Here is a 24,603-nt window from a genome sequence, read left to right on the forward strand (position 1 = left end):
CAGCTCAAATTCACTCGAAGTCACTTGGGTCGAGCGACGGTCGATAATCGCGTCCTTGCCGGCTCGGAGCGAACACTGACCACATCATTGCATCGTTTCGCATAGCCCAAACCATTCGGTTGTAGTCGGTCATCAGCTTAATGAAGGCTGGATGGCCCGCGATTTCTACGCCAACGAGCTTTTCTTGAGCTTCTGCAAATGCCGTGAAATAGGCCGCAGCAAACTTCAGCACATCTCGAGAAGCATAAACCGTCAGGATTCCAATCTCTCGTTGTAGTTCTGTCGTGTTCACCCGTTCTGCATCGTGCGCCTCGTTGGGCGCAGGGCAGAACCGAAGAAAGGCCTTATAGGCCTCTCTCTTGCGATCCAAAATATTCTCAGACTGCGAAAAAATCTTACCGCCAACGAAACTGACCAAGCTCGCGATTAAGCCTAGCGCACCAACGATTGCGGTTTCCCATGTCACCGGCTCAACCCACCAGCCACCGTCGGCAGATCCAGCGCGCTGAACCCGTAATGCTTCAGCCAGCGCAGGTCGCTCTCGAAGAACGCCCGCAGGTCGGGAATGCCGTATTTCAGCATCGCGAGGCGGTCGATGCCGATGCCGAAGGCGAAGCCCTGCCATTCGCTCGGGTCGATCCCGGCGGATTGCAGCACTTTCGGATGCACCATCCCCGAGCCGAGGATCTCCATCCAGTCGTCGCCCTCACCGATCTTGAGCGAGCCGCCCTCCCACGAACAGCGGATATCGACCTCGGCCGAGGGCTCGGTGAAGGGGAAATGCGAAGCGCGGAAGCGTAACTCGACGCCGTCGACCTCGAAGAAGCTCTTGCAGAACTCTTCGAGCACCCATTTCAGGTTCGCCATCGAGATGTCCTTGCCGATCGCGAGGCCTTCGACCTGGTGGAACATCGGCGTGTGGGTCTGGTCCATGTCCATGCGGTAGACCCGGCCCGGCGCGATCACGCGGATCGGCGCGCCCTGCTCCAGCATCGCGCGGATCTGCACCGGCGAGGTATGGGTGCGCAGCACATGCGGCGGGCGGTCGTCGCCCTCGTCGCGATGCATGAAGAACGTGTCATGCTCCTGCCGCGCGGGGTGTTCGGGCGCGATGTTGAGCGCGTCGAAATTGTGCCAGTCGTCTTCGATCTGCGGGCCCTCGGCGACCGCAAAGCCCATATCGGCGAAGATCGCGGTGACCTCGTCCATCACCTGAGAGACCGGGTGAATGGTGCCCTGCCGCCGCGGACGGCCCGGCAGCGTCACGTCGAGCCATTCTTCCTTCAGGCGCGCGTCCAGCGCGGCATCGGCCAGCGCCACTTTCTTCGCGCGCAGCGCCGCGTCGATCTCGTCCTTCAGGACATTGAGCGCCTTGCCGGTGGTCTGGCGCTCCTCCGGGGTCATCTTGCCCAGCTCGCGCATCTTCAGGCTGATCTCGCCCTTCTTGCCCAAGGCGGCCAGACGGATCTCTTCCAGCGCGGCCTCGTCGCTCACATCGGCCACGGCTTTGAGGTATTTGTCGCGAAGCTCTTGCATGTCTTCCCCCGGGAAATTCTCGGGTCCCGGGTTAGCCGCGCCGCGCCGCCTTTGCAACCTCGCGCTTGGGAGAAAGGGCGCAAAGGGGGCGCCGCCCCCGTCGCCGGATGGCGACAATTATCGGTGTAAGAGGGGGCGCTGCCCCCTCGGGCTCCGCCCTCACCCCCGGGATATTTGGATCAAGAGGAAGATTAGCGGGTTCTTTACCAGAATCGCGTTGTCCTGGAGATGCGGTACAGGCGGGGACGCCGATGACCGCTCAAGGGGAAGCGCCCGGCCTGCCGCTCGACATGGGCTCGAGCCGGGTGTTTTTCTCTTCCTCTTGACGAAAATATCCCGGGGGAGTCTCCGGCACGGAGACGGGGGCAGCGCCCCCTTCTCGGTCATCCCTTGTCGCCCCAAGGTGCCGGAGGGGGGCAGCGCCCTGCCCCCCGCAACGAAAAAGGCCGCCCCGATCGGAGCGGCCCTTCCCATATCTGTCATCCAGACGCTTACGCGGCGGCGGCGGCTTTCGCCTGCTCGACGATCGCGCCGAAGGCTTCGGGCTCGTGCACGGCGAGATCGGCGAGGACCTTGCGGTCCACTTCGATCCCGGCCTTGTTCAGGCCGAAGATGAACTTCGAGTAGCTCAGATCCGCATCGACGGCGCGCACGGCGGCGTTGATACGCTGGATCCAGAGCGCGCGGAAATTGCGCTTGCGCTGCTTGCGGTCGCGGGTGGCGTACTGGTTCGCCTTGTCGACCGCCTGGGTCGCGGTGCGGAAGTTGCGCGAGCGCGAGGAATAATACCCTTTCGCCTTCTTGAGCACTTTCTTGTGCGCGGCGTGGGTGACCTTACCGGATTTGACGCGTGCCATTGTTCAAGTCTCCCCGATCAGCGGTTATAGGGCATGTATTTCTTGACGATCTTGGTGTCAGCTTCACACAAGACCATCGTGCCCGCGGTGTCGCGGATGAATTTCGGCGTGCGCTTGATCATGCCGTGGCGCTTACCGGCGTGACCGACCTTGATCTTGCCGCTCGCGGTAAACTTGAACCGCTTCTTGGCAGCGGATTTCGTCTTCATCTTGGGCATTTACAGCTCCTTTGCAGGGTGTGGAAGCGCGACTCGGCATGCCACATCGGCCGGCCGCGCGGGGTTAGAGCGCGCCTGATAGACGCGTGAGGGGAATTTGGCAAGGCAAAATTGTCCCCCGCGAGGCTCAGCGGTTGAGCACCCGCGCGAGGGTGCGGGCGACCGCGTCGGGGATCCGCTCGAGCGTGTAGCCCTCGGGGGAGCCGAGGAAGGCCCAGAGGATCATCGCGCCCGAAACCACGATGCCCAGCGCGCCCGCCCGGGGCGCCCGGCCATCGGCGAAGGCCGCGATGACCGACGGGATCGCGAAGATCGCGATCCCCAGACCGAGCGTCAGGATCAGATCGGCATCGGCGGTCGAGAGAGCCATCCGCATTCCCCATGGGGCACCGCCCCTTGGGAAAGCAGGTTACTCGGGGTCGGTGCGATAGATCAATCGCTCGTCGCAGGGGGCGACGCGCAGGATGTTCGTCGTACCCTGCACGTTGAAAGGCACGCCCGCGGTCACGACGATCTGCTGCGTCTCGTCGGCGAAGCCGAAATCGCGCGCCGCGCGGGCGGCGTTGACCACCGCCTGCTTGAAGCGCTCGAGCTCGCCGCTGCGCACCGCATGCACGCCCCAGGTCAGGGTGAGCCGGCGCAGCGTCGTCTCGATCGGCGAGAGCGCGATGATCGGGGTGCGCGGACGCTCGCGCGCGATCAGCGCGACCGTCTTGCCCGATTGCGTATAGGCGCAGATCGCGGCGATATCGGTGGTCTCGGCGATCTCGCGCGCGGCGGCCACGATCCCGTCCGCGACGGTCTGGCGCGCAGCCGACCGCGATGCCTCGATCACCTCGCGATAGGTCGGGTCCTTCTCGACCGAGATCGCGACGTTGTTCATCGTCTCGACCGCCTCGACCGGGTAATTGCCCGCAGCCGATTCCGCCGAGAGCATCACCGCATCGGCGCCCTCGTAGATCGCGGTCGCGACATCGGAGACCTCGGCGCGGGTCGGCATCGGGCTCTCGATCATCGATTCGAGCATCTGCGTCGCGACGATCACCGGCTTGGCCATCGAGCGGCATTTGCGGATCAGGCGCTTCTGGATCGGCGGAACCGCCTGCACCGGGAGCTCGACGCCCAGATCGCCGCGCGCGACCATGATGCCGTCGGAGACCGCGAGGATCTCGTCGAAGGCGCGCACGGCGGCGGGTTTCTCGATCTTCGAGAGGACCGCGGCGCGGCCCTTCGCGAGCGTTTTCGCCTCTTCGACATCCTCCGCGCGCTGCACGAAGCTCAGCGCTAGCCAGTCGACGCCCATCTCGCAGGCGAATTCGAGGTCCTTGCGGTCCTTTTCCGACAGCGCGGCGAGCGGCAGCACCACATCGGGGACGTTCACGCCCTTGCGGTCGGAAATCGTGCCGCCGACGGTGACGACGCAATTGGCGTAATCGGCGCCGCAATCCTCGACCTTGAGACGGATCTTGCCGTCATTGACCAGAAGCTCCGAGCCTGGCTCGAGCGCCGCGAAGATCTCCGGATGCGGGAGCCGCACGCGGTGGTTGGTCCCTTCCTCCTCGGAGAGATCGAAGCGGAACGCATCGCCCTCCTCGAGATCGGCGGCATGCGCCGCGAAGGTGCCCACGCGCAGCTTCGGGCCCTGGAGATCGGCGAGGATCGCGATCGGGCGGCCGAACTCGGCCTCGAGCTGGCGGATGATCGCATGGCGCATCCGGTGCTCGTCATGGCTTCCATGGCTCATGTTGAGGCGGAACACGTCGGCCCCGGCTTCGAACAAGGCCTTGATGCTGTTGTAATCCGACGAAGAGGGGCCCAGCGTGGCCACGATCTTCACGTTGCGAAGGCGTCTCATGCGTCCTCGTTTCCCGTTCAAATTAATGTCATGTCGTGGGCCAGGCTTGGGTATGGCGCAATTTGGCGCGGGCCGCAACTGGCGCCGGGCAAAGATTACCGCTATCTGAGCGCCTATCGAGAAAGCGTGAAGAGAAGATGACGGAAAATCCTGCCTACACGATCACCGGAGAGGCGCGCACGGCGCGCTGGCTTGTCACCTGCGACCATGCCCGCAACACCGTGCCCGACTGGGTCAATGGCGGCGATCTCGGTATCGCCCCCGAGGACATGGCGCGCCACATCGCCTATGACGTCGGGGCCCTGGGGCTGTCCGAGGCGCTGGCAGAGCGGCTCGACGCGCCGATGATCGCGACGGATTTCTCGCGCCTGGTGATCGACCCGAACCGCGGCGAGGACGATCCCACCCTGGTGATGAAGCTCTATGACGGCACGATCGTCCCGGCCAACCGCCATGCCGATGCGGCCGAGATCGAGAAACGCCTCGAGCGGCTGCACCGCCCCTATCACCGGGCCTATGAGGCACTGGCGGCGCGGCGCGATGACACGGTGATCTGCGCCATCCATTCCTACACGCCGCAGCTTCGCGGCCGCGAGCCCCGGCCGTGGCATGTCGCGATCCTGCACGCCCCCGCCGATCCGCGCCTCGCGCATGAGACGATCGCGGCGTTGCGCGCCGAGGGCGATCTGTGCGTCGGCGACAACCAGCCCTATCTCGGTCACCTCGAAGGCGACTCGATCGACCGCCACGCGCTCGCCCATGGGCGGCCCAACGTGCTGATCGAGGTTCGCAACGATCTGATCGCAAGCGCGGACCAGCAACGCGCCTGGGCCGATCGCCTCGCCCCGATCCTGCAACGCGTGCTCGCGCAAAGCGGTCTCTGATATCGAAACAACCCCGGCATTCGGGGCGGACCGGCTCCGAATGGTACCGGCCGCACTCTCCTTTTCGTCATAATTGTTGACGCCGCCGTGAGCTCTGCGAATAGTCCCCACATTGTTTAAGCCTTTGGGGGGCCGGGATGTTTGGTTTTCTACTACTTTCTTTCTTGCCGCTTGCGCTGATCGCGGGCGTCTTCAACGACCATGATGATTCCGACAGCGGCGACGAGCCGGTGCGTGACGAGACCGATCACGAAGCGGCTCAGGGCGAGGAGATCCAGATCGAGGGCTCCGATCAGGTCACGCAGGGCACGGCCGGTGACGACCGGATCACCGGCACGGACGGGACGGATTTCGTGTTCGGCAATGCGGGCGAGGACAAGATCTTCCTCGGCGACGGCGACGATATGGGCGAGATCCCTCCTGAAGCCCAGGCTGCGATGGATGCCGCGCAGACCCCCGGAGAGTTCATCGACGCCTACGAGGCTTCGGGCTTTTTCGGCGCGGTGGGCGGCACCGGGGCCGACTATATAGACGGCGGCCATGGCGATGACGCGATCACCGGCAGCCAGGGCAATGACGTGCTGCGCGGCAATCTCGGCGCCGATACGCTGATCGATTTCGAGGGCACGAACAAGCTCTTCGGCGGCTATGGCAACGACACCCTGATCGCGACCGATTACGATGGCGATCCCGATCTGCTCGATGGCGGCGGCAATGACGATTACCTGCTCGGCAATGACGGCGACACGATGACCGGAGGCGACGGGTCGGATCAGTTCGGCGTCTACTGGCAGGGCGACGACGATCCGGTGACGGTGACCGATTTCGGCCAGCTCGGCCCCTCGCCCGCGCCGGGTGCGGCCGAAGAACAGCTGGTCATCGAGGTGGACGACCTCGCCGATGTGCAGAATTTCGACGTGGTCCAGAGCGGATCGGGCGCGCTCGTCACGCTCAATGGCGCGCCGGTCGCGAAGCTCGACGATGTCGATTACGCGGCGCTCAAGGCGGCGGGCGGCGCGATCTACGCGACCGATCAGGTCGGCTCTCTCCTGCCGAGCTACGCCTGAGGGCGACGAATCATCGTCTCGGAGGCCGACATGGTTACCCGCCGGGTAACCGCGTCGGCGCCCGGGACGGCGGTTCTGCGATGAGCGAGGGATCAATCCCACCCTCGCGCCTGCACGGTTCACGCAGGGCGAACAATCGCGTGAAAACCGCGACCTTCCGGCGTTGCGCTCGCGGCGAATAGGCCCGAGACTCGAGACGGGAAACGCAGGAAAGACATGATGCTGGGATTGTTCATCGCCGCGACTATGGCGCTTTGCCTCTTGGGCTGGGCCGAAATGGAGCCGAGCCGCCTCGGCGCGGCGCAAGGCCCCGAGGACGGCCCCAAGACGCGCGCGCGCATCAAGGCACGCCACCCGCGCCGCCTACTGCGGCGGGCGCGCCCTGCGGCCGCCGCCAGCGCCGATGAGGCGCCGGTCGCCCCGTTCGAGGAGGCGCTCTCGGCCAGCTCCGCCCGCGACGAGACGGTGATGGCCCGCGTGGTCCAGGCGCTGACCCCGGCCGAGCCCGATCTGCCCCGCATCTCCGGCTTCGCCCAGGGCGACCGGATCCTGATCACGGTCGAGGGGCCCGTCCCCCCTCCGCATGAGATCGTCTTCGACCAGGCCCCGGGCGGCGCCCGCGTGGTGATCGAAGGGGAGCCCGTGCTCATTATCGACGGGGTCGCGCCCGAGGCGCTGCGCCCCGACATTCTGGAATTCCGCGGTCATGCGGAGCTGAGCGACACCGATTTCCGGTCTCTCGCACCCGCATGACGGAGAAAGAGCCCCGGTCGGGCTGTCCGGGGCTCTTTCCTCTATTCACCGATCAAATTGCGCAGCCGCGCCTCAGACCGCCGATTTGCGGCTCTCGTCGAGATAGATCTCGCGCAGACGCGCCGCCACCGGGCCCGGGGACCCCGCACCCAGCGTCACCCCGTCGATCTCGACGACCGGCATCACGAAGGCCGAGGCCGAGGTGAAGAAGGCCTCGTCCGCGCCCTGCGCCTCCTCGATGGTGAAGGGGCGCTCCTCGATCTCCATCTGCGCTTCGGCCGCGTATTTCAGCAGCGAGGCGCGGGTGATCCCGTGCAGGATGTCTTCCGACAGGTGCCGGGTGACGATCTTGTTGCCCTTCACGATATAGACGTTGTTCGACGAGCCTTCGGTCACATAGCCGCCCTCGACGAACCAGGCATCGTTCTTGCCCGCCTTCTCGGCCGCCATCTTCGCCATCGACGGGTAGAGAAGCTGCACCGTCTTGATGTCGCGGCGATGCCAGCGCAGGTCGGGCAGCGAGATCACCTTGATGCCAACCTTCGCCTTCGGATCGTCGGCGAGGTTGGGCTTGGCCTGCGTGTAGAGCACCACCGTCGGCGGGGTGCCTTCCGGCGGGTAATGGAAGTCGCGATCGCCCGCATTGCCGCGGCTCACCTGCAGATAGACGAGCCCCTCGTCGATCCCGTTGCGCGCGATCAGTTCGCGATGGATCGCGAGCCACTCGTCGCGGGTCAGATCGCAGTGCATCTCCAGCTCGTTCATCGAGCGCTCGAGCCGCGCCATGTGGCCCTCGAATTCGAGCACCTTGCCGCCGAGCACCGAGGTCACCTCATAGACCGCATCGCCCATCACGAAGCCGCGGTCGAAGACCGAGATCTTCGCCTCCTCTTCGGGCAGGTAATCCCCGTTCAGATAGACAATGCGGCTCATCTCGATCTCCTTGCAACGTCAGCCCCAGAGCGCGGGCTCGGGCGGGTCCATCTCGCTTCCGCGATAGCGCAGCGGCGCCTCGCGGTCTTCGGCCAGAAGGAGCGGCCCGTCAAGATCCACGTAATCGGCGCCCTGCGCGACCAGCACCGCGGGCGCCATCGCGAGGCTCGATCCGACCATGCAGCCCACCATCACGCCGAAGCCTTCCGAACGGGCCAGCGCGCGCAGCCGCAGCGCTTCGGTCAGCCCGCCGGTCTTGTCGAGCTTGATGTTGATGACGTCGTATTTGCCGCGCAGATCGAGGAGCCCCTCGCTGGTATGGCAGCTCTCGTCGGCGCAGATCGGCACCAGACGCTCGATCTCGGAGAGCGCCTCGTCGCCCGCCGCCGGCAGCGGCTGCTCGACCAGCGCCACGCCAAGCTCCTTCAGCTCGGCCTGGATGTCGAGGAAGGTCTCGATCTCCCAGCCCTCGTTGGCATCGACGATGATGCGCGATTTCGGCGCGCCCGCGCGCACGGCGCGCAGCCGCGGCAGATCGTCGGGCGTGCCCAGCTTGATCTTCAGAAGCGGCCGCGCGGCCTGTGCCTGCGCGGCCTCGCGCATCTTCTCGGGCGTATCGAGCGACAGCGTGTAGGCGGTGGTGAGCGAGCCCGGCCTCTCGAGCCCCGCGAGTTCCCAGACCGGCTCGCCGCGGCTCTTGGCCTCCCAGTCCCACAACGCGCAATCGACAGCGTTGCGCGCCGCCCCCGCGGGCAGCGCCTCTTGCAGTTCGGCGCGGGTGATGTCGCCGGGCAGGGATTCGATCTGCGCCGTCACGCTCTCGAGGCTCTCGCCATAGCGCGCATAGGGCACGCATTCGCCCCGGCCCGTCACCCCCTCGCGCGCCACCGTCGCGGTCAGGACCTGCGCCTCGCTACGCGATCCGCGCGAGATGGTGAAGACCTGCGCGAGCCTGAAACTCTGCTGCTGAACCCGGATCATCGTCACCCCCACCTTCCTCTGGCGTGAAACACCCCCGCCGGAGGCCTCCGGCGGGCTCATCGGTGAGAAGATCAGATCGCGGCGAGCGCGTCCACCAGCTTGCCGGCCCCGAAGCGGAACGGATCGGTCGCGGGCAGGCCCATCTCGGCCTCGAGCTTGGCGAGATAGGCGCGCGCCTCCTCCTCGCCCATCTTCTGGCTGTTGACCGAGATCCCGACCACCTGGCAGTCGGGATTGGCCACCTTCGCCAGCGACAGCGCCATGTCGCGCAGCGCCTCGAGCGAGGGAAGCGAATAGCCCGGAAGCCCGCGCATGTGCTCGCGCGTGGGCTCATGCGAGAGGATCAGCGCATCGGGCTGGCCGCCATGGATCAGCGCCATCGTCACGCCCGAATAGGAGACGTGGAACAGGCTGCCCTGTCCTTCGATCAGGTCCCAGTGATCGGCCTCGTTGTCGGGCGTCAGGTATTCGATCGACCCGGCCATGAAATCCGCGATCACCGCATCGAGCGGCACGCCGTCGCCGGTGATCAGGATGCCGGTCTGCCCGGTGGCGCGGAAACTTGCCTTCATGCAGCGTTCGCGCATCTCGCGCTCGAGACACAGCGCGGTGTACATCTTGCCCACCGAGCAATCCGTGCCCACCGCGAGGCAGCGCTTGCCGGTTCGCTTCTCGCCATTGGCGATCGGGTATTTCACCGCCGGGATGCGTACATCGTGCAGCTGCCGCCCGCAGGCCTCCGCCACCGCGACCAGATCGGGCTCGTCGCGCAGCAGGTTGTGCAGCCCCGACGCGATGTCGAGCCCCTCTTCCAGCGCCTGCACCAGAACCTTCTTCCAGGCCTGCGAGATCACCCCGCCGCGGTTGGCGACGCCGATCACCAGCGTCTTGCAGCCCTTCTCGATCGCCTCTTTCAGATCGAGATCGGGAAGGCCCATATCGGCCTGACAGCCCTCCATCCGGTATTGACCGATCGCGAATTCGGGACGCCAGTCCTTGATCCCCTGCGCCACTTTCGCGGCCAGCGGGTCGGGGGCATCGCCCAGAAACAGCAGATAGGGGGTGTCGATCAGCGCCATGTGCATCTCCCTGTGTTTTTCATTAGCGGTGATGGTAGGGCAGAGAGCGGAAATTTCTTGGGGATTTCCTTGCGAATTCCGCCCACCTTGCGAAGATCTTCCGCCCAACCGGTGTATTTGCGCAAAGTTTCACCAGATCGCCCTCGATCATGCTGCGCTGCGGCCCGCGATTCTGCATGCGCAAAATCACCTTGCAAGCCGGCACGCAACAATATACCCAAACAACAACTAAAAACGTAACTTCATTGCGAAAGGCCCCGCCATGAGCTTCCGCGTCCAACCCGCCGCCCCGGCACGTCCCAATCGCTGCCAGCTTTTCGGCCCGGGCTCGCGCCCGGCGATCTTCGAGAAGATGGCGGCCTCGGCGGCCGACGTGATCAATCTCGATCTTGAGGATTCGGTGGCGCCCGACGACAAGGCGCAGGCGCGGCGCAACATCATCCAGGCCAGCCACGAGATCGACTGGGGCACGAAATACCTCTCGGTGCGGATCAACGGTCTCGACACGCCCTACTGGTATCGCGACGTGATCGAGCTTCTCGAGGAGGGCTCCGAGCGCATCGACCAGATCATGATCCCGAAAGTGGGCTGCGCGGCCGATGTCTACGCGGTGGACGCGCTCGTCACCGCGATCGAGACGGCGAAGGGCCGCAAGAAGAAGATCTCGTTCGAGGTGATCATCGAATCCGCCGCCGGCATCGCCCATGTCGAGGAGATCGCGGCTTCCTCGCCGCGTCTGCAGGCGATGAGCCTCGGGGCCGCGGATTTCGCCGCCTCGATGGGGATGCAGACCACCGGCATCGGCGGCACGCAGGAAAATTACTACATGCTGCGCGAGGGCGCGAAATACTGGTCGGACCCGTGGCATTGGGCGCAGACCGCCATCGTCGCGGCCTGCCGCACCCATGGCGTCCTGCCCGTCGACGGACCTTTCGGCGATTTCTCCGACGATGAGGGGTTCCGCGCCCAGGCGCTGCGCTCGGCCACGCTCGGAATGGTGGGCAAATGGGCGATCCACCCCAAGCAGGTCGCACTCGCCAACGAGGTCTTCACCCCCTCCGAGGCCGCCGTCTCCGAGGCCCGCGAGATCCTCGCCGCGATGGAAGAGGCCAAGGCGCGCGGCGAAGGCGCGACCGTCTACAAGGGCCGGCTCGTCGACATTGCTTCGATAAAACAGGCAGAGGTGATTGTCAGACAGGCCGAAATGATTAAAGATTGAGCCCGATAAAAACGAATCGCTGACAGCCATTCGTATCCCGGAGCGGTTGGGAGGGGAGGCCCGACTGCATGAGGGAAGAGGAACGCCCCGGCCATCGGCTGGGGCGTCTCCATTCCGCCGATAGCGCATTCGCGTGAAGAAAACATGACAGTCCGGGCGGGCACCTCCGGCCGCGCCCTAGCCTTTGAGCGGCAGCCGGATCTCGGTCAGCAGATCCTCGGGGGCGGTCTCGGAAGGATCGTTGAGATAGACCTCGTAGGGATCGAGATCGCGCGGACGTTCGCCCGAACCCGGCAACCATTCCGAGTCCATCCAGCGATAGGCCTCGGGCAGCTTCTCGTAGGGCCCCTTGAGCCGGAGCACGGCGTAGCGCCCCGCCGGGTAGCGGATCTCCTCGAGCGGCGGGAACAGCGCGAATCCCTCTCCGACCACGAGGCAGGCATGCGCGCGCAACTCTTCTGCCGGAACCTCGCGCGGGTCGTCATGGCCGATCATCGCCATGCCCTCGACCTCCACCCAGGACGGCTCGGCGACCAGCCCCGCGAGTTGCTGGAAGACCGGGCCCACGGAGGGATAGGGCCCGCGATGGGCCAGCCCCGCCAGACGCACCGACGGCAGCTGCTGCAACGTGATCTCGTAGGTCATGCTCACCCCCTTGTGACGGTGCGCGCCTCCTGCAGATGCAGGGTAGCACAGCCGCCCGCCCCCGCCCATGCGGCATGCGAGCGCCTTCGCGGCCGCTCGCCCGTTGCAATTCCCCCCCGACCGCGACATACAGTGCCGAGTTTCGGATGCGGAGTGTTCCATGACCTATCTCGAGTTCGAAAAGCCGCTGGCGGAGATCGAAGGCAAGGCCGAAGAGCTGCGCGCGCTGGCTCGGCAAAACGAGGAGATGGATGTCGAGAAAGAGGCCGTCGCCCTCGACAAGAAGGCCGAGGCGATGCTGCGCGACCTCTACAAGGACCTGTCGCCCTGGCGCAAATGCCAGGTGGCGCGCCATCCGACCCGTCCGCATTGCCGCGACTATATCAAGCAGCTTTTCACCGAATTCACCCCGCTCGCGGGCGATCGCAACTTCGCCGACGACCATGCGGTGATGGGCGGTCTCGCCCGTCTCGACGGCAAGCCGGTGATGGTGATCGGCCATGAGAAGGGCCATGACACCGCCTCGCGCATCGAGCGCAATTTCGGCATGGCGCGCCCCGAGGGCTACCGCAAGGCGATCCGCCTGATGGACATGGCCGACCGGTTCGGCCTGCCCGTGGTGACGCTGATCGACACGCCCGGCGCCTATCCGGGCAAGGGCGCCGAAGAGCGCGGCCAGTCCGAGGCGATCGCGCGCTCGACCGAGAAATGCCTGCAGATCGGCGTGCCGCTCGTGGCCGTGGTGATCGGCGAGGGCGGCTCGGGCGGGGCCGTGGCCTTCGCGACCGGCGACCGCGTCGCGATGCTCGAACATTCCGTCTATTCGGTGATCTCGCCCGAGGGCTGCGCCTCGATCCTGTGGAAGGATTCCGAGAAGATGCGCGAAGCGGCCGAGGCGCTGCGCCTGACTGCGCAGGATCTCAAGAAGCTCGGCGTGATCGACCGTATCATCCAGGAACCGCTGGGCGGTGCGCAGCGCGACCGCAAGGCGGCGGTGGCTTCGGTCGGTTCGGAAATCGCGCTGATGCTGGGCGAACTCGAGGGCAAGAAGCCGGCCGAGCTGATCAGGGCACGGCGCAAGAAGTTCCTCGACATGGGCTCGAAAGGGCTCTCGGCCTGACCTGGCTCCGGCGCGCCCCGGTCTGCGGGGAGCGTCCGGCCTCAGGCGCCAGGACGCCTCACGCCTCGGGGAAGGTGAACCCCGCCTCTTCCATCAACGCATCCGAGTGCGGTTCGACGATCGCCTCGATCTTCTGGAGCACTTCCGGCGCGCTGCCACCGGGCTCGAGCGGGGGCAGGAATTCGGTCACCGCCACGCCCGACAGGATCGGCCAGCCGCGCTTCGACCAGAACAGCCCCGCATTGGTCGCGACCGGGTAGACCGGGAGGCCGGTTGCCTCGGCGATCACGCCCGCGCCCTGCTTGTAGCGGCGGCGCTGGCCGGGCGGCACCCGCGTCCCCTCGGGATAGATGATGAGCTGGCCCAGACCGTGGCTCGCGCGCGCCTCCTCGACCGCCTGGAGCATCACCTTCATCGCCTCCGACCCTTTCGACCGGTCGATCGGGATGCAGCCTGCCTTATGCGCGAACCACCCCATGATCGGCACATGCAGCAGAACCTGCTTCATCACGAAGGCCCGCTGCGGCAGGTGATTGGCGAGGATCAGGATGTCGAAGAAGCTCTGATGCTTCGCGGCGACGATGCAATCGCCCCGGGGCGGCGTCCCGCGCAGCTCGTAGCTCAGGCCGAGATAGACCCGCGCCATCGCAAGCAGGTGCCGGGTCCAGAACCCCGCCACGCGATGCACGCCCTCGCGCCCGCGCGGCAGAACGTAGAAAAAGAACCCCAAGCCCCCGATCACCAGCGTCGCCAGCGCGATATGGACGTAATAGAGCCCGGTCATGACATGCGTCAGGGGCGTGACCTTGCCGGGACGGCGCGATCTTGCGGACATCAGCGGATCCTCCTAAGCATGCGCAGGGCGGCGAAACGGGTGGAGCCGAAGGCGACCATCGCGGCGATCGGCGGAATGATTAATGGCCAGAGCCAGGCCGCGCCCGAAAACCCGAGCCCGGTGAGGAACGCCCCCGCCGCATCGGCCGACGGCAGGAACGCCACGGCGATCATCCCCAGCACCATCCCCGCCGTGGCCCCGATCAGGCCGCGGGTGGTGAAGCGGCGCACGAAGGCGCGGGCGATGAAGGCGTCGCGCGCGCCCACCAGCCGCAGCGCCGCGATCACCTGGCCGTTGGCGGCAAGGGCTGCCTGGGCGGCCAGCGTGATCATCCCCGCCATCGCGCCGAAGATCAGCAGCAGCGACATCAGCCCCAGCATCCGGATCCGCTCGGCCGCGGCCACCAGCGGGCGCCGCCAGCGGGTGTGATCGTCGAAGATCGCGCCGGGCGCCTCGGCCTGAAGCCGCAGCCGCAGCCCGTCGGCATCCACCCCCGCGGAGGTCTCGGTCACCGCGATCAGCTTCGGCAGCGGCAGCGCGTCGACAGGCAGATCCGGCCCGAACCAGGGTTTCAGCAGCCCTTTCATCTCGTCATCGCTCATCACCCGGCTCGACGCCACGCCCGGCGTCGTCTTGAGCACCTCGAGCACGGCCGCAACCTGCGCATCCATCTGATCGGGCGCGGCGGAGATCCGGATCGTGGCGGAGCGCGCAAGCGAATCCGACCAGCGCTCCGCGAGTCGCCCCGTCGCCAGCGAAAGCGCCAGGGCGAAGACCGCGAGGAAGGCCATCGCGGCCGCGGTGAACAGCGTCAGCCGCGCAGTGAACCCGGTGGGCGGCACCACCCGGTCGGCGGTGGAGCGCTCGCTGGAAAAGAAGGTCAGAACCGCCCGCATCACAGATCCGCCCCCGCCAGATGAAGCTGCCGGTTCGCGATCCGCAGCACCCGCGCCGAGACCTGCGCCTTGGCCTGCCGGATCAGGTTGAGATCATGGGTCGCGATCATCACCGTCTTGCCCATCCGGTTGAGCTCCACCAGCAGCGACAGCAGCCGCAGCGACATCTCCCAGTCGAGATTGCCCGTCGGCTCGTCGGCAAGGATCACGTCGGGCGACATCATCACCGCGCGGGCCAGCGCCGCGCGCTGACGCTCACCGCCCGAAAGCTGCGGCGGCAGCGACTGGGCCTGTCGCTTCAGCCCGACCCAGGCCAGCAGCTCGCGCAGCTCGCCCGGATCGGCGGTGCGGCGATTCACCGAGAGCGGCAGCGCCACATTCTCCTCGAGCGAGAGATGGTCGAGGAACTGGCAATCCTGATGCACGACCCCGATGCGCTGGCGGATGCGCGCGATCTCGTCGCGCCCCATCTGCCGCACGTCCTGCCCGAACAGCGACAGATGGCCCGCGCTCGGGAGAAGCTCGGCATAGCACAGCTTGAGGAAGGTGGTCTTGCCCGCCCCCGACGGCCCGGTGAGAAAATGGAACGAGCCCGGCGCGACCTGCAGCGACATGTCGCGCAACAGATCTCCGCCGCCGTAACTCATCGCGACATGTTGCAGCTCGATCACTCCCGGCCCCTCTCGTTGGTGTGCAAAACACGGGGGAATTGCCCGTTTTTCTTGGACATTCTACGGCCGCTTGCTACAACATAAGACGAATGTTGGCCAGAACCGGAATGCGCCAACACGGCAGGGATGGACAGGATGCGGCTGGTTTGCCCGAATTGCGGTGCGCAGTACGAAGTCGATGACGGGGTCATTCCCGAAGCGGGGCGAGATGTGCAGTGCTCGAGTTGTGGCCATGGCTGGTTTCAGCCGAGCAAGGCCATGCTCGATGCGGATGTCGATCCGGTAAGCCCCGATCCCGTGCCCGAGGGCTGGGAGGCGGAACCCGAGGTCTCGATCCCCGGCGAAACCGAAGCCGGCCCCGTGCCGCAGGAAGAGCAAGAACCCGCCGTACCCGAATCCATGCCCGAGGCTGCCCCCGAGCCGGAGCCCGCCGAGCAACCGCACCCCGTTGCGCCGGCGCAGACCGCGCCCGACAGCGGCACGGATGAAAGCCAGGCCGAGGCGGCCGTGGCCGCGATGCTGGGCGATCGACCGCGAGACGACGCGGATGAGGAAGAACTCGCCCCCGCCCCGAAACCCGGCGTGACGCCGCGCAAGCCGCTCGATGACAGCCTGCTCTCGATCCTGCGCGAGGAGGCCGAGCGCGAAGCCGCGCAACGCCGCGCCGAGGGCACGAGCGAGTTGCAGACCCAGGAAGAGTTCAATCTCGAGGAACGCGAGGCCGCCGCCGATGCCGAGAAGGCCGCGGCGCTCGCGGCCGAACGGCTCGCGCAGAGCCGCAAGTCGAAGCTCGATTTCAGCGACCTCAACGAGGATTACGCGGAAGAGGAACCCGAGGAAGAAGAAGAGGAACGCGTCGCGACACTGATCTCCGACGAGGAGGAGGATCCCTACTCGATCCGCGGCCGCGAACGGCTTCCCAATATCGACGAGATCAATTCGACCCTCACCGCGACCTCGGACCGTTTCGGCGAGACGATCGCGGAATTCTCCCCGGAAATGGCGCGCCGCCGCCGGGGCGGTTTCGGCGCGGGGTTCCTGTTCGTGATCCTCGTCGCGGCGGGGCTTGCCGCGCTCTACTTCTTCGCGCCGCAGATTGCCGCGCGCGTCCCGGTGCTCAAGCAGCCGCTCGCGCAATATGCGGTGGCGGTGGACGAGGGGCGGATCTGGCTCGACCGTCAGCTCACCGGCATGATCGAGTATCTGCATCCGCAAGAGGGCGGCGCAACCCCCGCCGAATAAGCGAAACTTATTCCGGACGCTCTGTCATAAGCGTGGCTAATGCCGTCGCGTCCGTTCAGCCCTTGTTGGCGAACTGGTCGAGCAGGCGGCGCAGGTAGTCGAGCTCCTCCTCCGGGCGCAGCCGGTCGGCCGAGCGGCGCCGGATCTCGTCGAGCAGGTCCTGCGCCCGGCGATAGACATCCTCGCCCTGAAGCAGCTGCTGGTCGGTGCCGATGCGGCCGCCCTCGCCTTGCGAGCGTCCGAGCGGATCGCGCGGCGTCTCGGTGCCGCCGAACTCGCCCGCCTGTCCCATCTGCTGCTGCCCGGGCGCGCCCTGCTGGCGGGCCTGATCGCGGCGCATCGCGTCGCCGAGCGCGCGCATGCCCTCGCGCAGCGCCTCGATCGCGTCGGCCTGACGGTCGATCGCGGCGCTGTTGTCGCCCTGACGCAGCGCTTCCTCGGCCTTGTCCATCGCGCGGCCGGCCTCGTCGAAGCGCTGTTCGGCGCGCTTTCCCTCCTCGTTGCCATAGCCCGGCAGAAGGCCGCGCTGGCGGTCGAGCTCGCGGCGCAGGGCCTGCTGGCGATCCGCGAGGCTCTGCCCGTCGAGCCCGCCCTGCCCGCCGTCGAGACCGGGCTGGTCGCCCTGCCCCTGCCCGTCACGCTGAGCCTGCCCGTCCTGGCCTTCGCCCTGCCCCGGCTGATCGCCCGGTTGCTGCCCTTGGCCTTGCTGCTGGCCCTGTTGGCCCTCGCCCGGCTGCTGACCCTGCTCGCCTTGCTGACCCTGCTGGCCCTGATCGCCGTTCTGCGCCTGACGCTGGCGCTCCTCGGGGGTCATGAACTGGTCCTGAAGATTGCGGAACGCGTCGTCGGAGAGCTGCTGCTGCTTGCGCAACGTGTCCTGCAGATCGCGCATCGCCTGATTGCCGGGCATGTCGCCCTGACCGCCCTGCCCCTGCTGGACCTTGAGGTTCTCCATCATCCGCGCGAGCTGATCGAGCAGTTCCTGCGCCTCGGCCATCCGGCCTTCCTCCATCAGCTTCTGGATCTGGTCCATCATCTGCTGGATCTGATCGCCGGTGATCTGCTGGGAGGGCTGCTGCTGGCCGAATTGCGGGCCCTGATCCTGTTCCTGCGCGCGTTCGGCCAGCATCCGCAGGTAATTGTCGGTCGCGTCCTTGAGCTCCTGCATCAGCTTGGCGATCTCGTCCTTCGAGGCGCCGTTGCGGATCGCCTCGGACAGCTTCTCCTGTGCCTTCTGCATCGCGGCCAGCGCATCGGCGAGCCCGCCATCCTCGACCAGTTCGGCCATCTTCCACAGCGCCTCGGCGATCTCGTCGCGCGCCTCCGGGCTCAGGTTCGGATCGTCGAGCCGGCCGATCACGAGGCGGATCATCAGATAGACCTCCTCGCGCTTGATGAAGCCCTCGTGGCGGTTCGAGATCGCCCGCAGGAGCTGATCGGCCAGCGCCCGGTTGTCGCGCGACCACAGCAGATCGCGCCGCACCTCGATCAGGGCGGAGGCGAGCGGGTCGAAGAAGCGTTTGCCGGGCAGGACGATCTCCTGCATCGCGCTGGTGCCGGTCTGGCCGCGCCCGTCCTCGACCTCGAGCGAGATCTTCACCGGCATGTTCGCCCAGGGATGCTTGGCTGCGTCCTCGACGAGGGTCTCGGTGAATTTCGCCCGCGAGCCCGAGATCGGCAGCGGCAGGTCGAAGACCAGATCGGGGCGCGGCTCGGGCGGGATCTCGAGCCCGTAGCGGCGATCGACCTTGGCGAGATCGAGCGAAATCACCGCGCGGCCCGAGGTCACTGCGTAATCGTCCTGCGCGGTGAAGGGCTGGCTGAACTTGCCGTCGGCGCGGCGCTCGGAGATGCCCGCGAGCGTGACGGAAGGCGCGGCATCGGGGGCGACGGTGACATGGAACTCGCGCCCCATCGGCCCTTTCAGCGAGATCAGGCCGTTGCGCGCGGCCTCGAATTCGCGAAGCTCGATCCCCGCGGCGGTTTGCGCGGCGCCCTGTTCGGGCAGCGCGGCAGGGTTCGAGACGCTCTCGGAAAAGGCGATCGAGCCCGGCGCGCCGTAGAGGCGGATCGAAAACCGGGTGCCCTCGGGCACGGTGAGCGCGTCGCCCTCGACCTTGTTGAGATAGAGCCCCGGCTTGCCGGTATAGCGCGGCGGCGCGGCCCAGCCCTCCCAGCTCGGGCCGATCGCGGCCTCGGCATTGCCGGGCGCGCCATGCAGCCCCTCGGTCGGGTTCAAGAGGCGCTGCGGCACACCGAAGACGAGCGCGATCACGATCGCGGTCAGTGCGCTCAGGCGCAGCGCGTAAGGGTCGCGGCGGGCCAGATCGGGATCGGGGCGCGGCGCGCGGGCGGCGCGGGCGGCCTCGGCCATCCGGCGCAGGTGAACGGCCCAGAGCGCGCGGGCGGCCGGATCCTCGCCGCCGAGCGCGAGCTGATCGGTCAGTGCCGAGAGCGGGCGGCCCGGCAGGGTCGCATCGAGCCGGGCCAGCGCCTCGGCGCGGCGCGGCCAGCGCACCCGCCACGCGCCCCAGCCGAGGCTCGCCAGAAGTGCGACAAGCGCCACCAGCCAGAACCAGCGCGCCTGCGCGCCGAGCGCCGCGGGCAGCGCGAAGGCGATCGCGGTCGCGGTGAAGGCCATCACGGACAGGAAGGGCCAGAAGGCGCGCAGCCCGCGTTCGAGCACGAGCCCGGCATGGGTCAGCGCGATCGGGCGCGCGAAGGGCGCAAGCGCCGCCTGCCCGTCATCTGCCGTCGCCTTGCGGCGCGGCCTCCGGCTGAACCAGTCGCGAACCGACATCTCTCCCTATCCGTCGGCCCTGATTCCCCGGGTCGGGGTCAGAGCCACTCGGGGATCGTATCGCGGGAGAGCATTTCCTCAAAGCTCGGTCTTGCCCGGATCACGGCGAATTCCGAGCCTTTCACCAGCACCTCGGGGATGAGCGGGCGGGAATTGTATTCCGAGGCCATCACCGCGCCATAGGCCCCCGCAGAGCGGAAGGCGACCAGATCGCCCGGCCCGAGCGGCGTGAGCGGGCGGCCTTTCGCGAAGGTGTCACCGGTCTCGCAGACGGGCCCCACGATGTCATAGGGCGCGGCTTCGGTGCCCGGGGCGGGCTCGACGACCGGGACGATATCGTGATGGGCGTTGTACATCGAGGGGCGCACGAGATCGTTCATCGCCGCGTCGAGGATCAGGAAATCGCGGCCCTCGCCCTGCTTGAGATAGATCACCGAACTCACGAGCAGCCCGGCATTGCCCGAGATCAGGCGGCCCGGTTCGATCTCGATCTCGCAGCCCAGATCGCCGACGGTGCCGCGGATCACCTCGCCATATTCGATCGGCAAGGGCGGCGCGGAATTCGAGCGCTCGTAGGGAATGCCCAGCCCGCCGCCCAGATCGAGGCGGCGGATGTCGTGGCCATCCGCGCGCAGGGCCTCGGTGAGTTCGCGCACCTTGAGGAAGGCGGCCTCGAACGGCGTGAGATCGGTGAGCTGCGAGCCGATATGGACGTCGATGCCGACCACCTCGATGCCGGGCAGGCTGGCGGCCTCGGCATAGACCGCGCGGGCCTTGGCGATCGGGATGCCGAACTTGTTCTCGGATTTGCCGGTCGCGATCTTCTCATGGGTCTTGGCGTCGACATCCGGGTTCACCCGCAGAGCGATCGGCGCGGTGACGCCCATCGCGCTCGCGATGTCCGAGATCGCCAGCAGCTCCGGCTCGCTCTCGACGTTGAACTGGCGGATGCCGTGTTCGAGCACATAGGCGATTTCCTCGCGGGTCTTGCCGACGCCCGAGAACACCACCCGCTCGCCCGGCACGCCGGCGGCGCGGGCCCGGCGGTATTCGCCGCCCGAGACAACATCCATCCCGGCGCCCAGATCGCCCAGCACCTTGAGCACCGCGAGGTTCGAATTCGACTTGATCGCGAAGCAGACGAGGTGGTCGGTCCAGCCGAGCGCTTCCTCGAAGAGCTGGAAATGGCGCGCGAGCGTGGCGGTCGAGTAGACGTAGAACGGCGTGCCGACGGCGGCCGCGATCTCGGGGAGGGCGACGTCCTCGGCATGCAGGATGCCGTCGCGATAGAGGAAATGATCCATGGGGGCGGGGTCCGGTTACTGGGACTGCGTGGACTGCGCCTGCGAGGGCGGGACGGGCGGTCCGTCGACGCCGCAGGCGGTCAGGGCGAGAAGCGCGGCAAGCGCGAGGGCGGCGGGTCGGGTCATGGCTTCACCGTGAATGTGAGGATCCCCATTCGCGCGGTCGCTGCGGGATAGATCGTCGTCTCGCCGCGTTTCAGACCGATATCGGTGTGAAGTTCCGGATCGGAACAGGCGCAGAGCAACCCCAGCAGCGCGAACGGGGCCATCAGTTTCATCCAAGCAGGTCCTTCCAGCGGGCGATCTGGGCGCGCACCTGGTCGGGTGCGGTCCCGCCGTAAGATTGCCGCGAGGCGACCGAGTTGTGAACCCCGAGCACGTCGAAGACGCTTTCGGTGATCGCGCCGTGGACCGCCTGCATCTCCGCGAGGCTCAGATCGGGCAGATCGCAGCCCTTCTCCTCGGCCATCGCGACGAGCGAGCCGGTCACGTGATGGGCGTCGCGGAAGGGCAGCCCCGCCTCGCGCACCAGCCAGTCGGCGAGATCGGTGGCGGTCGAGAAGCCGCCCGAGGCCGCGGCCTCGAGCTTGTCCGCATTGACCGTCATGTCACCGATCATCCCCGCCATCGCGGCCAGCGCCAGCATCAGGTTGTCGGCGGCGTCGAAGACCTGTTCCTTGTCTTCCTGCATGTCCTTGGAATAGGCGAGCGGCAGCCCCTTCATCACCGTGAACAGCGCGACCGAGGCCCCGAGGATGCGGCCGATCTTGGCGCGGATCAGCTCGGCCGCGTCGGGATTGCGTTTCTGCGGCATGATCGAGGAGCCCGTCGACCACTTGTCCGACATCGCGACGAAGCGGAACTGCGCGGAGGACCAGATCACCAGCTCCTCGGCGAGACGCGACAGATGCACCGCGCAGATCGACGAGGCCGAGAGGAATTCGAGCGCGAAATCGCGATCCGAGACCGCGTCGAGCGAGTTCGCCATCGGGCGGTCGAAGCCGAGCGCTTCGGCCGTCGCGTGGCGGTCGATCGGAAAGCCGGTGCCGGCCAGCGCCGCCGCGCCCAAGGGGCATTCGTTCATCCGCTTGCGCGCGTCCTCGAAGCGGGACTTGTCGCGCGCGAACATCTCGACATAGGCCATCATGTGATGGCCGAAGGTCACCGGCTGGGCGGTCTGCAGATGGGTGAAGCCGGGCATCACCCAGTCGGCGCCCTCCTCAGCGCGAATGAGCGCGGCACGGATCAAGGCGTCGAGCCCGGAGATCGCGGCATCGCATTGCTCGCGCACCCAGAGCCGGAAATCGGTCGCGACCTGGTCGTTGCGCGACCGCGCGGTGTGCAGGCGCCCCGCCGGTTCGCCGATGATCTCCTTGAGCCGCGCCTCCACGTTCATGTGGATATCCTCGAGCGCGGCCGAGAACGGGAAGCCCCCCGCCTCGATTTCTGACAAAACCGTGATCAAGCCTTCCCCGATCGCCTCGGCATCCCTATCACTGATGATGCCTTGCGCGGCGAGCATCGCCGCGTGGGCCCGGCTGCCGCGGATATCCTGCGCGTAGAGCCGCTGGTCGAACCCGATCGAGGCGTTGATCGCCTCCATGATCGCGTCGGGACCTGCGGCGAAACGCCCGCCCCACATCGCGTTGGAGGCTTTGCTGTCTGCGGTATCGTCGGTCATGGTTCACGAGCCCTTTTACGGAGGCGACATGTTGCGGTTTCTCGTCCTTTATACGGCGCTGGCCTTGGGTGCAAATGTTGCACAGGCCGCCGATCTGACCGCCGTCAAGGAGGGGCAGATGGAGCCGCTCGTCACCTATGAGAAGCCGCTGCCCGTGCAGCCCTTCGTCTTCACCGACGAGGAGGGCGCGGAACATTCGCTGAAGGACTACGAGGGCAAGGTGGTGCTGCTCAATTTCTGGGCGACATGGTGCCCGCCCTGCCGCGAGGAGATGCCCTCGCTCAACGCGCTGCAAAGCGAGCTGGGCGGCGACGATTTCCAGGTTGTGACGATCGCGACGGGCGGGGCGAACTCGCCCAGGAAGATCGCGTCCTTCTTCGACAAGGAGGGGATCGACGCGCTGCCGCGCTTTCACGACGACACGAACATGGCCGCGCGCGCGATGGGCGTGCTGGGCCTGCCGGTCTCGGTGCTGATCGACAGGGACGGCAACGAGGTGGGCCGGATGATCGGCGGTGCGGAATGGGACACGCCGGAGGCGAAGACGGTGATCGAGACGCTCATCAAGGACTGAAGGCAAGGGCTGAACGCGTCGAATCGCGACCTGCCCGTTTCCGGGAAGCGGTTTTTGATCCGCCGCCCCCCCGCAAGGCGGGGTCACGGGCCGAACGGGTGCTCCGGGGCGTGTCCGGCTTCGCCCATCGCGCCTCGGTTCGGACGGTGAGGATCGTCAGGCCGCCAGGGCGAGCGAGCGCAGGTAGCGCGTGAGCGCCTGCTCGATCTCTTCGGAGAGATGCATGATCGCCTCGAGCCGGGCCTTGATGTCGTCATGGAAGGCGTCGAGTTGATCGATCGTCGCGCTCAAGCCCCCGCTCGCATCACGCATCCGCCCGCATTCGACGCGGCCAAGCACCCGGATCGTGTCGAGGCCGAGCATCAGGCGCCGCAGCTCGCGGCTTTGCTGTTTCATCTGGGCGGCGAATTCGCTCGCCCCCTGCATCGCCTTGCGCGCCTCTTCGTCGCCGTGGCGTTCGAGCCCGCGCAGCAGTGTCCGCTCGGTGGCGCTGTCGATCTCGCCCCCGCTGCCCTCGCTTTGCAGGATCGTGTTCATCTCGCCCACGATCCGGGTGCAGCCGAGCATGAAAAGCGCCCGCGCCACCTCCCATGACATGCGCGCGCAGAGATTGTCGCGCCCGGCGACGAATTTCCGCAGCCGCTCGGAGATCACGACGGAGGACGCCTTGTAGTTTTCGGAAATCGTCGAGACCGGTCCGCCCGAAGGCTCGAGCCGGGAGGCCACGATGCGCATGTTGTTGGGCACCGATTGCAGCGCCTCGAAACTGCGCAGGAGGCCGAGCTGCTCGCTGGTGAGCCGGCCCATCGCCTCGTTGAGATCCGCAAGCATGCGCGTGCGGGGCTCGACGGGGCGCCCGAGCCGACGATCGCGCTCGGCCAGTTCCTGGGCGAGCGCATAGCCCATGAAGGCAGTGTAGCTGGGATAGCCGCCGGCCTCGGAATTCTTGCGCAGCAGTTTTGCCGAGGCCTCCGGATCGAGGCTTTCGGCCCGCTCCCGCGCGGAGATCTCCGAATAGAGCTTCATCATGCGGTCGGAAAGCTCGCTGCTCGGCTTGAGGCGGACCGAGAGATAACCGCCCTCGATCGGCAGGATGATCGCATAGACCCAGTACCAGCCGCCGCCCTTCGCGCGGTTCTTCACATAGGCCCCCATCGGGTGCCCTTTCTGGATCGCGTCCCACAGCACGCGGAACACCGCCCGCGGCATGTCGGGATGGCGCACGATCTTGTGCGGCGCACCGACGAGATCGCTCCATTCGAAGCCCGAGACCCGGCGGAAGATCTCATTTCCGGCGATGATCACGCCGCGCTTGTCGGTGCGCGAATAGAAGAGCTCGTCGAGCGCGAAATGTACCTCGCGCTCGTGGCGCATCTCGAGGTCGTTCATCTTGTCCATCCCGGGGCCTCGGAAAGTTGCTGGCACGGACACCCTAGCGCGCGCCCGGTTACCA

25 protein-coding genes are annotated in these 24,603 nt (G+C 66.8%); 7 read left to right on the plus strand and 18 right to left on the minus strand.

The features are described 5' to 3' along the window. Positions 1-10: 10 nt before the first annotated feature. The 6 genes from DW2_RS05000 to pyk form a co-directional block, all read right to left on the minus strand. Positions 11-466, minus strand: coding sequence for a hypothetical protein (locus DW2_RS05000; RefSeq protein ID WP_038144229.1), 456 nt, complete (start codon positions 464-466; stop codon positions 11-13). Then, positions 463-1,536, minus strand: a complete 1,074-nt coding sequence (gene pheS, locus DW2_RS05005; protein ID WP_038144230.1) for a phenylalanine--tRNA ligase subunit alpha — start codon at positions 1,534-1,536, stop codon at positions 463-465. Before pheS ends, DW2_RS05000 begins: the two co-directional genes overlap by 4 nt. Before the next feature lie 491 nt (positions 1,537-2,027). Next, on the minus strand, positions 2,028-2,393 hold the full coding sequence (gene rplT, locus DW2_RS05010; RefSeq protein WP_038144231.1) for a 50S ribosomal protein L20: 366 nt from the start codon (positions 2,391-2,393) through the stop codon (positions 2,028-2,030). 17 nt (positions 2,394-2,410) lie between these two features. Continuing rightward, a complete protein-coding gene (gene rpmI, locus DW2_RS05015) occupies positions 2,411-2,611 on the minus strand; it encodes a 50S ribosomal protein L35 (RefSeq protein WP_038144232.1) in 201 nt (66 codons plus the stop codon). 127 nt (positions 2,612-2,738) lie between these two features. After that, complete coding sequence (locus DW2_RS05020) at positions 2,739-2,981, minus strand: hypothetical protein (RefSeq protein WP_038144233.1); 243 nt, start codon at positions 2,979-2,981, stop codon at positions 2,739-2,741. A gap of 39 nt (positions 2,982-3,020) precedes the next feature. Then, on the minus strand, positions 3,021-4,466 hold the full coding sequence (pyk, locus tag DW2_RS05025; RefSeq protein ID WP_038144234.1) for a pyruvate kinase: 1,446 nt from the start codon (positions 4,464-4,466) through the stop codon (positions 3,021-3,023). A gap of 137 nt (positions 4,467-4,603) precedes the next feature. On the opposite strand from pyk, the gene DW2_RS05030 reads away from it, so the two are divergent. From DW2_RS05030 to DW2_RS05040, 3 genes are all read left to right on the plus strand, one after another. Next, complete coding sequence (locus DW2_RS05030; protein ID WP_038144235.1) at positions 4,604-5,350, plus strand: N-formylglutamate amidohydrolase; 747 nt, start codon at positions 4,604-4,606, stop codon at positions 5,348-5,350. A gap of 137 nt (positions 5,351-5,487) precedes the next feature. Further along, entirely contained in the window at positions 5,488-6,417 is a 930-nt protein-coding gene (locus DW2_RS19010; RefSeq protein WP_081874860.1) for a calcium-binding protein, read from the plus strand. Between the two features lie 219 nt (positions 6,418-6,636). Further along, positions 6,637-7,170, plus strand: coding sequence for a hypothetical protein (locus DW2_RS05040; RefSeq protein ID WP_156102887.1), 534 nt, complete (start codon positions 6,637-6,639; stop codon positions 7,168-7,170). A gap of 72 nt (positions 7,171-7,242) precedes the next feature. Here DW2_RS05040 and DW2_RS05045 read toward each other — a convergent pair whose 3' ends face one another. The 3 genes from DW2_RS05045 to dgcN form a co-directional block, all read right to left on the minus strand. Then, positions 7,243-8,103, minus strand: coding sequence for a D-amino-acid transaminase (locus DW2_RS05045; RefSeq protein WP_038144237.1), 861 nt, complete (start codon positions 8,101-8,103; stop codon positions 7,243-7,245). Positions 8,104-8,121: 18 nt separating this feature from the next. After that, on the minus strand, positions 8,122-9,084 hold the full coding sequence (gene dgcA / locus DW2_RS05050) for an N-acetyl-D-Glu racemase DgcA (protein WP_038144498.1): 963 nt from the start codon (positions 9,082-9,084) through the stop codon (positions 8,122-8,124). Positions 9,085-9,155: 71 nt separating this feature from the next. Next, entirely contained in the window at positions 9,156-10,157 is a 1,002-nt protein-coding gene (dgcN, locus tag DW2_RS05055; protein WP_038144499.1) for an N-acetyltransferase DgcN, read from the minus strand. Positions 10,158-10,425: 268 nt separating this feature from the next. Here dgcN and DW2_RS05060 point away from each other — a divergent pair, with 268 nt between their 5' ends. Next, entirely contained in the window at positions 10,426-11,382 is a 957-nt protein-coding gene (locus tag DW2_RS05060) for an L-malyl-CoA/beta-methylmalyl-CoA lyase (protein WP_038144238.1), read from the plus strand. Positions 11,383-11,559: 177 nt separating this feature from the next. Here the strand turns inward: DW2_RS05060 and DW2_RS05065 are convergent, their stop codons facing one another. Further along, positions 11,560-12,027, minus strand: coding sequence for an AraC family transcriptional regulator (locus DW2_RS05065; RefSeq protein ID WP_038144239.1), 468 nt, complete (start codon positions 12,025-12,027; stop codon positions 11,560-11,562). 160 nt (positions 12,028-12,187) lie between these two features. On the opposite strand from DW2_RS05065, the gene DW2_RS05070 reads away from it, so the two are divergent. Continuing rightward, the gene (locus tag DW2_RS05070) at positions 12,188-13,147 is read left to right on the plus strand and encodes an acetyl-CoA carboxylase carboxyltransferase subunit alpha (protein ID WP_038144240.1); all 960 of its coding nucleotides are present in this window, start codon (positions 12,188-12,190) and stop codon (positions 13,145-13,147) included. Between the two features lie 58 nt (positions 13,148-13,205). On the opposite strand, the gene DW2_RS05075 is transcribed toward DW2_RS05070, so the two are convergent. Genes DW2_RS05075 through DW2_RS05085 form a run of 3 tightly spaced genes read right to left on the minus strand, consistent with a single transcriptional unit; the run spans position 13,206 to position 15,549 of the window. Continuing rightward, entirely contained in the window at positions 13,206-13,982 is a 777-nt protein-coding gene (locus DW2_RS05075; RefSeq protein WP_038144241.1) for a lysophospholipid acyltransferase family protein, read from the minus strand. Next, a complete protein-coding gene (locus DW2_RS05080) occupies positions 13,982-14,878 on the minus strand; it encodes a cell division protein FtsX (protein WP_038144242.1) in 897 nt (298 codons plus the stop codon). The genes DW2_RS05075 and DW2_RS05080 overlap by 1 nt, the downstream gene beginning before the upstream one ends. After that, positions 14,878-15,549 carry a cell division ATP-binding protein FtsE gene (locus tag DW2_RS05085; RefSeq protein ID WP_038144243.1) on the minus strand — a complete coding sequence of 224 codons (672 nt, stop codon included), beginning with the start codon at positions 15,547-15,549 and terminating at the stop codon, positions 14,878-14,880. Before DW2_RS05085 ends, DW2_RS05080 begins: the two co-directional genes overlap by 1 nt. 135 nt (positions 15,550-15,684) lie before the next feature. Here DW2_RS05085 and DW2_RS05090 point away from each other — a divergent pair, with 135 nt between their 5' ends. Beyond that, complete coding sequence (locus DW2_RS05090) at positions 15,685-16,791, plus strand: zinc-ribbon domain-containing protein (protein ID WP_162178886.1); 1,107 nt, start codon at positions 15,685-15,687, stop codon at positions 16,789-16,791. A 55-nt stretch (positions 16,792-16,846) separates the two neighbouring features. Here DW2_RS05090 and DW2_RS05095 read toward each other — a convergent pair whose 3' ends face one another. The 4 genes from DW2_RS05095 to argH form a co-directional block, all read right to left on the minus strand. Continuing rightward, the gene (locus DW2_RS05095) at positions 16,847-19,591 is read right to left on the minus strand and encodes a DUF4175 domain-containing protein (RefSeq protein ID WP_051855441.1); all 2,745 of its coding nucleotides are present in this window, start codon (positions 19,589-19,591) and stop codon (positions 16,847-16,849) included. A 38-nt stretch (positions 19,592-19,629) separates the two neighbouring features. Then, positions 19,630-20,895, minus strand: coding sequence for a diaminopimelate decarboxylase (gene lysA, locus DW2_RS05100; protein WP_038144245.1), 1,266 nt, complete (start codon positions 20,893-20,895; stop codon positions 19,630-19,632). Positions 20,896-21,017: 122 nt separating this feature from the next. After that, complete coding sequence (locus DW2_RS19675) at positions 21,018-21,173, minus strand: hypothetical protein (RefSeq protein ID WP_156102888.1); 156 nt, start codon at positions 21,171-21,173, stop codon at positions 21,018-21,020. Next, entirely contained in the window at positions 21,170-22,576 is a 1,407-nt protein-coding gene (gene argH, locus DW2_RS05105) for an argininosuccinate lyase (RefSeq protein ID WP_038144246.1), read from the minus strand. The genes DW2_RS19675 and argH overlap by 4 nt, the downstream gene beginning before the upstream one ends. A 28-nt stretch (positions 22,577-22,604) precedes the next feature. Between argH and DW2_RS05110 the strand changes: the two genes are divergently transcribed. Next, positions 22,605-23,150, plus strand: coding sequence for a TlpA family protein disulfide reductase (locus DW2_RS05110; RefSeq protein WP_238321266.1), 546 nt, complete (start codon positions 22,605-22,607; stop codon positions 23,148-23,150). Between the two features lie 156 nt (positions 23,151-23,306). Here the strand turns inward: DW2_RS05110 and DW2_RS05115 are convergent, their stop codons facing one another. After that, positions 23,307-24,539 (minus strand): PAS domain-containing protein, encoded by a 1,233-nt coding sequence (locus tag DW2_RS05115; RefSeq protein ID WP_238321267.1) that lies wholly within the window; start codon positions 24,537-24,539, stop codon positions 23,307-23,309. Positions 24,540-24,603 lie beyond the last annotated feature (64 nt).

It is taken from the genome of Thioclava atlantica, from assembly GCF_000737065.1.
GTDB classification, from domain to species: domain Bacteria; phylum Pseudomonadota; class Alphaproteobacteria; order Rhodobacterales; family Rhodobacteraceae; genus Thioclava; species Thioclava atlantica.

What these genes read in the sequence shown, in the direction of transcription:
- lysA (WP_038144245.1), bottom strand. Translation starts at nt 20,895, where the DNA reads ATGGATCATTTCCTCTATCGCGACGGCATCCTGCATGCCGAGGACGTC.
- DW2_RS05115 (WP_238321267.1), bottom strand. Translation starts at nt 24,539, where the DNA reads ATGAACGACCTCGAGATGCGCCACGAGCGCGAGGTACATTTCGCGCTC.
- DW2_RS05020 (WP_038144233.1), bottom strand. Translation starts at nt 2,981, where the DNA reads ATGGCTCTCTCGACCGCCGATGCCGATCTGATCCTGACGCTCGGTCTG.
- DW2_RS05080 (WP_038144242.1), bottom strand. Translation starts at nt 14,878, where the DNA reads ATGCGGGCGGTTCTGACCTTCTTTTCCAGCGAGCGCTCCACCGCCGAC.
- DW2_RS05060 (WP_038144238.1), top strand. Translation starts at nt 10,426, where the DNA reads ATGAGCTTCCGCGTCCAACCCGCCGCCCCGGCACGTCCCAATCGCTGC.
- DW2_RS05075 (WP_038144241.1), bottom strand. Translation starts at nt 13,982, where the DNA reads ATGTCCGCAAGATCGCGCCGTCCCGGCAAGGTCACGCCCCTGACGCAT.
- DW2_RS05030 (WP_038144235.1), top strand. Translation starts at nt 4,604, where the DNA reads ATGACGGAAAATCCTGCCTACACGATCACCGGAGAGGCGCGCACGGCG.
- DW2_RS05070 (WP_038144240.1), top strand. Translation starts at nt 12,188, where the DNA reads ATGACCTATCTCGAGTTCGAAAAGCCGCTGGCGGAGATCGAAGGCAAG.
- dgcA (WP_038144498.1), bottom strand. Translation starts at nt 9,084, where the DNA reads ATGATCCGGGTTCAGCAGCAGAGTTTCAGGCTCGCGCAGGTCTTCACC.
- rplT (WP_038144231.1), bottom strand. Translation starts at nt 2,393, where the DNA reads ATGGCACGCGTCAAATCCGGTAAGGTCACCCACGCCGCGCACAAGAAA.
- DW2_RS05040 (WP_156102887.1), top strand. Translation starts at nt 6,637, where the DNA reads ATGCTGGGATTGTTCATCGCCGCGACTATGGCGCTTTGCCTCTTGGGC.
- DW2_RS05090 (WP_162178886.1), top strand. Translation starts at nt 15,685, where the DNA reads ATGCGGCTGGTTTGCCCGAATTGCGGTGCGCAGTACGAAGTCGATGAC.
- pyk (WP_038144234.1), bottom strand. Translation starts at nt 4,466, where the DNA reads ATGAGACGCCTTCGCAACGTGAAGATCGTGGCCACGCTGGGCCCCTCT.
- DW2_RS19675 (WP_156102888.1), bottom strand. Translation starts at nt 21,173, where the DNA reads ATGAAACTGATGGCCCCGTTCGCGCTGCTGGGGTTGCTCTGCGCCTGT.
- rpmI (WP_038144232.1), bottom strand. Translation starts at nt 2,611, where the DNA reads ATGCCCAAGATGAAGACGAAATCCGCTGCCAAGAAGCGGTTCAAGTTT.
- argH (WP_038144246.1), bottom strand. Translation starts at nt 22,576, where the DNA reads ATGACCGACGATACCGCAGACAGCAAAGCCTCCAACGCGATGTGGGGC.
- pheS (WP_038144230.1), bottom strand. Translation starts at nt 1,536, where the DNA reads ATGCAAGAGCTTCGCGACAAATACCTCAAAGCCGTGGCCGATGTGAGC.
- DW2_RS19010 (WP_081874860.1), top strand. Translation starts at nt 5,488, where the DNA reads ATGTTTGGTTTTCTACTACTTTCTTTCTTGCCGCTTGCGCTGATCGCG.
- DW2_RS05110 (WP_238321266.1), top strand. Translation starts at nt 22,605, where the DNA reads ATGTTGCGGTTTCTCGTCCTTTATACGGCGCTGGCCTTGGGTGCAAAT.
- DW2_RS05065 (WP_038144239.1), bottom strand. Translation starts at nt 12,027, where the DNA reads ATGACCTACGAGATCACGTTGCAGCAGCTGCCGTCGGTGCGTCTGGCG.
- DW2_RS05045 (WP_038144237.1), bottom strand. Translation starts at nt 8,103, where the DNA reads ATGAGCCGCATTGTCTATCTGAACGGGGATTACCTGCCCGAAGAGGAG.
- DW2_RS05095 (WP_051855441.1), bottom strand. Translation starts at nt 19,591, where the DNA reads ATGTCGGTTCGCGACTGGTTCAGCCGGAGGCCGCGCCGCAAGGCGACG.